This is a genomic window from Clostridium sp., assembly GCF_051654825.1.
In the GTDB taxonomy this organism is placed as follows: domain Bacteria; phylum Bacillota; class Clostridia; order Clostridiales; family Clostridiaceae; genus Clostridium.
Window position 1 is genome coordinate 1 of record NZ_JBOFYU010000203.1, and the last position, 5,687, is coordinate 5,687.

The 5,687-nt window shown below is 28.4% G+C and carries 5 protein-coding genes; 3 read left to right on the forward strand and 2 right to left on the reverse strand.

The window, feature by feature from the left end; all coding sequences use genetic code 11:
- Nucleotides 1-461: LPXTG cell wall anchor domain-containing protein (locus tag ACRDBA_RS11675; protein WP_438573094.1), on the forward strand; the 461-nt coding region annotated here is incomplete at its 5' end.
- A gap of 67 nt (nucleotides 462-528) precedes the next feature.
- On the opposite strand, the gene ACRDBA_RS11680 is transcribed toward ACRDBA_RS11675, so the two are convergent.
- A complete protein-coding gene (locus ACRDBA_RS11680; protein ID WP_438573095.1) occupies nucleotides 529-1,485 on the reverse strand; it encodes an FMN-binding protein in 957 nt (318 codons plus the stop codon).
- A 421-nt stretch (nucleotides 1,486-1,906) separates the two neighbouring features.
- Here ACRDBA_RS11680 and ACRDBA_RS11685 point away from each other — a divergent pair, with 421 nt between their 5' ends.
- Together ACRDBA_RS11685 and ACRDBA_RS11690 are read left to right on the forward strand one after the other, a co-directional pair.
- Nucleotides 1,907-3,709, forward strand: a complete 1,803-nt coding sequence (locus ACRDBA_RS11685; protein WP_438573097.1) for a S8 family peptidase — start codon at nucleotides 1,907-1,909, stop codon at nucleotides 3,707-3,709.
- Complete coding sequence (locus ACRDBA_RS11690; RefSeq protein ID WP_438573096.1) at nucleotides 3,709-5,472, forward strand: S8 family peptidase; 1,764 nt, start codon at nucleotides 3,709-3,711, stop codon at nucleotides 5,470-5,472. The genes ACRDBA_RS11685 and ACRDBA_RS11690 overlap by 1 nt, the downstream gene beginning before the upstream one ends.
- An 85-nt stretch (nucleotides 5,473-5,557) precedes the next feature.
- Here ACRDBA_RS11690 and ACRDBA_RS11695 read toward each other — a convergent pair.
- Nucleotides 5,558-5,687: response regulator transcription factor (locus ACRDBA_RS11695; protein WP_438573098.1), on the reverse strand; the 130-nt coding region annotated here is incomplete at its 5' end.

Here is a 5,687-nt window from a genome sequence, read left to right on the forward strand (position 1 = left end):
TAGTTACAATAGCTAATAAATATGAAAGTATTACTAATTTAGATAAGTTAGTGGCATTAGAATCTAGATTAGGTGAATTAAAGGAAGAAAAAGAAAATCAAGATAAGAAGGTGCAAGCAGCAATAGACGCAATTAATGCACTACCAAAGGTAGAAGATTTAAAATTGTCAGATGAGCAAGCAGTAATATCAGCAAGACAGTTAGTTACAATAGCTAATAATAATGATAAGATAACTAATTTAGATAAGTTAGTAGCATTAGAAGCTAAGCTTGTAGAATTAAAAAATAATAACAATAATCAGCAAAATCAAAACAAACCAAATTCAAATACAAATAAACCAAATAATAAGCCTGGAAATGGCAAATTGCCGAATACAGGGGGAACAGCAGCAGCAGGAGTTTTATCTTTAGGAACAATATTATTAGGTGCTGGTGGATATATTTCTAAGAAAAGAAAGTAAAATAAAGTAAAATAAAAGGCTCTGGGGAAAATCTCCAGAGCCTTAAGTATTTCAAATGCCTATGATATTATAATACACCATCAGCTTTCATTTCAGTATGTAATTTTTCAGCTAGCTTTAAGTAATTGTCCCAAGCAGAATTTCTTTCAGTATAACCGCTTGATTTATAATCACCAGTAGCTTCAATTGCAGGTAATCCAGTTAAATCAAATAAGTCTTGAGTTTCTATAACTTTAGCATTTAACTCATCCATTTGTATGTTGAATCCAATACGTGATGGTTCATGATATTCAATACTTTCATATTTTGAAACTCTATAGTATTTCTTTAATTCTGGGTTTTCAATATCATCTGGTGAGTTAGCAAATATTTCATCATATTTACATTCTATAATTTTACCGTTTTGAACTAAAACCTTTAACTTACCAGTTAATCCTCCACCTAGTTCTTCAGCAATAGCATAGTAATTAATATCTGAAGGATTTACCATCATTTCATTAACTTTTACAGCCATAGGAGCCATAGCTTGTTCGATACTATTTGAAGCACCAGATACAACATCAAAATCTCCTGTTAATCTTTGTTCTTTAATCATTTGATTTTCAACGTTTACAACACTTTGAATCCATGCAGCACCTTTGGCAGCACCCATATCAAAGTTATATTCTGAATTACGTTTTGGAACATCTTGATAATAACGTTTGTAGTAGTTTGGTCTAGTCATTTCATTGAATTCAACTTCTACTATTTTATCATTATTTTTTACAACTTCTAAAATACCTAAGTGACCTTGTCTAAAACGCTCTTCTAATTTGTAGTATTGGCCCTTAATTAATCCTAATTGAGGTTGAGCATCCCATTCTAAATCTGTAACAGCAGGTGCTTCAGATGCTTGAGTAGTTGTATCAGCAGCTTCAGGTTGCTTGTCTGTTTTTTCATCACTGTTTGTACATCCAGCAAATAAGCTTAATGATAAAACAGTTACTAATGTTAATGTAAGTAGTTTGATTTTTTTTGATTTCATTATTATCCCCTTTAATTATGTAAATATTAAAATGTCAATAAGAGTGTATAATATTGTTTAAAATTTGTCAATCTATTTTTAGTTTAATTAGATTTATGAGGAAAAAACAATAATTAATTCTAAAAAATAAGTTGAAAAAACTATTTTATTGTAAAAATATAATGAAAGTTAATTATAGAATGTGAGAAAATATAATTATGAAGAGATAACATTGTTAGATAATAATTATTAAAGTGAGATGGAATATAAAATAAATGCAAATAGTAGTAGGGAATATTTCAATATGAACAATATTAGTAGGCATAAGTGAATATATATTTATAAAGAGATTTTATATAAGATGAAAATTCTAAATATAAAGTTATATATCGAAATTTATTGGGGGGACTTTGTGGACAATAGTAGATATTGTAGTCAATATATGAATGAAAATTATAAACATTTTATAGTTGAATATATGGGAGATTTTGATGAGCAAATTAAAAAAATAGATTATGCATGTGGAAGCTCAATTACTGATACATTAGGGGTTATTTCAGTAAAGGATGAAGATGTTCAAAGACTAAGGAAGGATGTTCCGTCAATTATATTTATTGAAGGAAGAAGTATATATACATTACAAGAAATAGAAAATTCACAAGGGATAGACCCTTCAACAACAGGTGAAATAGGTAGTGTTAAAATAAATCCATATTTACACCTAACTGGAAGAGGAGTTTTAGTTGGTATGGTAGATAGTGGGATAAATTATTTAAATGAAGAGTTTATAAGAGAAGATGATACATCTAGAATTTTAGAAATTTGGGATCAAGGAATTCAAAGTAATAGTAAGAGTTATTTTAATATGGGAACTGTTTACTCCAATGAGGAAATAAACAAGGCTATTAAAGCCCATAAAAGCGGTGGTAATCCACACTCAATAGTACCTAGTATAGATGAAATAGATCATGGAACTAAAATGGCCGGAATAATTGGCGCAAGAGGCTATAATGGAAAAATGCAAGGGGTGGCAAATGATTGCGATTTTCTTGTAGTAAAGTTAGCACAATCATTAAATTATAAGAAAACACTAAGAGAAAATAATTTGACTGAAGTACCAGTATATAATGGTACAGAAATTTTATCGGCTATTGAATATTTAAGATATACAGCAAGAAAATTAAATAAACCATTAGTTATCTATTTAGGTCTAGGTACAACTGAAGGAAGTCATGATGGTAATAATATGATATCAAGGTTTATAACTTCCTTAGCAAGCAAAGAAGGCGTAGTTTTTATAGCTGGAACTGGCAATGAATGGGATAATGAGGGACATGTATTAAATTATATTAAAAATGATGGAGAAATTAGTACTGCAGAATTAAATATTGGAAAGGATATGAAAACGTTAGAATTTACTATATGGGTACAAAAGCCAGATAGAATGGCGTTAAATGTTATAGCTCCATCAGGAGAGGAATTAGATTTTATTTCACCTAAGATATACTCCATGGAAAATAAGAATTATTATTTTATTAATACTAATCTTAAGGTTTATTGTTATGATCCAGAAAATTTTACAGGCCATCAAATATTTAACTTAGTATTTACTGATATAAAAAAAGGTATATGGAAAATACAATTAAAAGGTGAATATATTAGTAGTGGAAGATATAATATATGGTTACCTAGTAAGTCATTATTGCCAGAAGGAACGAAATTTTTAAATTCTAATCCAATAAATACACTAATGGTTCCATCTACTGCAAGAAAGGTTACCACCATTGGTTATTATAATGAAATAAAAAATACTATTGAGTCAGCTTCAGGGAGAGGATTTAACACAAATTATTTAGTTAATCCAGATATAGTGGCTAATGGAATTGATATCCTTACAACATCTGGGGAAGATAATAAAGTTGTTAAAGTAAGTGGTAGTTCAGCAGCTACAGCAATAGTAGCAGGATCAATATGCCTTTTAATTCAATGGCAAGTAATTGATAAAAAATATACAGGGTTATATTCAACTAAGTTAAGAAGTATATTAATTTATAGTGCTAAAAGAGAACCTATGTATGATTACCCAAATGAATCATTAGGATATGGAAAGTTAGATTTATTAGATGTGTTTTATGTGTTAGGTGGAGAATATAGAGGTATTGATAATTATAAAGAGTATTATGTAAATAATTTATTTATAAGATGTCCTATAAATCAATTGTATAAAAAAGAGGTAAATAATTAATGGCTAAGAATAATAAAATATTTAGTAATCCTGAATATATTCATATTATTATTGAGTATTCAGGAAATTTAATTGAAAATGGAACTATTAATCCTGGCATAGATATGACTATAATAAATGATCAATATGCTATTATATCAATTAAAGAAAGCGTAATTCCAAGTGATTTACCTATATTAAACTATTTAAGTTTAAGTGTTATTAATGGGTTAATAGATAAATACTTTATTAAAACAGAAAATTTCAATGTAATAAGTGTATTACAACCACAAATTTTTACTCTACAGGAAATATCAGCAATAGATGCTGCAGAAGTTAATTTTTTGCAGGCAAATTTACCTTTAAATTTAACTGGAAAAGGTGTAATTGTAGGTATTATTGATACAGGAATTGATTATTTAAACGAAGAGTTTAGAGACAGTAGTGGAAAAAGCAGAATAATATCTATATGGGACCAAACTATAATTTCTGACTCACATGATGATGAAACAATACCATTCGGAAAAATTTACAATAATGAACAAATAAATAAGGCTATTGAGGTATATGAGTCTAAGGGTAATCCTTATGATATAGTGCCTAGTAAAGATGAATATGGTCATGGAACAGCTATGGCTGGAATTGTAGGTGCAAGAGGTAAGAATAAAGATATTAAAGGAATAGCACCAGAATGTGAATTTGCTATAGTAAAGTTAGTAGAATTTAATAGAGATAAAGAAATATTAGAAGTAAATAATCCTTTATATGGATTAGTGTCCATTTTTACATCAATAGAATACTTAAAAAAAATGTCACTAAAAGCAAAAAAACCTATAGTTATACTATTACCTTTAGGAAGTAATAATGGAAATCATAAAGGAGATAGTATATTTGATAGTTATATAGAAAAAGTATCTAGCAATGTTGGAATAGTAATAGTTACAGGAGCTGGAAATGAAGGAGATCAAGATGGGCATGTATCTGGTATTATTTCAAATAAAAGTAATGATGAAAATATAGAGTTAATGATTAGGGAAAAGCAAAAGTATATGCTGGTTGATATATGGATTGATTTGCCTAATATAGTTGAAGTAAATTTAATTTCTCCATCAGGAGAGGAAACAGGATTTGTGCATATTGCCACTAATGAAATTAGTGAAAATAGCTTTGTATTTGAAAAGTCTAAATCAGAAATAAGATATTTTATTCCAGAAGAATATACAGGAGAAGAATTTATATCAATATATTTTAAAGATATATCACCTGGCATATGGGTAATTAAATTAAAGTTGAGAAGTGGAGAAATGGCTAAATTTAACGCTTGGTTATTACAAAGGGGCGTAGTAAAGCCAGGAACAAGATTTGCACCAAGTGATCCATTTGGAACTATTACTGTTCCAGGGGATTCAGACTTTGTTGTTACTGTAGCTGCATATAACCAAAATAATAAAAATATGCTTAGCTATTCTGGTTCATCTTTTAGAGATGAATTTATAAGCAAAATAGATTTTGCTGCAGGTGGAGTTAATACATTAACAGTAGGTTTAAATAATACTACACGATTAATAAATGGTACAAGTTTAGCAGCAGCAGTTGGTGCAGGGGCTTGTGTATTGCTTTTTGAATGGGGGATTACACAAGGGAATTATCCATATATGTATTCACAAAGTATTAAAACATTTTTAAGAAGAGGGGTTATAAGAAGAGGTAAAGAAGTTTATCCAAATCAAGAGTGGGGATATGGGATAATAAATTTTTATAAGATATTTGAAAATATGATATGATATATTAAAAACACAATAACTTACTATAAATTATTGTGTTTTTATTTTTTACAAGCATTAGAATTAATTACTAAGTAAAAAAGTTTTATTTGTTTTTATAATAAAATATAGCTAATTGTGTTCTATCTCTTAAGTTTAATTTTTGAAGTATAGTAGTTATACTATTTCTAACAGTTCCTTCACTCAAAAATAATTCACTAGCTATTTCTTTATTG

Coding starts and splice junctions, on each gene's coding strand:
- ACRDBA_RS11680 (WP_438573095.1), bottom strand. CDS start 1,485: ATGAAATCAAAAAAAATCAAACTACTTACATTAACATTAGTAACTGTT.
- ACRDBA_RS11685 (WP_438573097.1), top strand. CDS start 1,907: ATGAATGAAAATTATAAACATTTTATAGTTGAATATATGGGAGATTTT.
- ACRDBA_RS11690 (WP_438573096.1), top strand. CDS start 3,709: ATGGCTAAGAATAATAAAATATTTAGTAATCCTGAATATATTCATATT.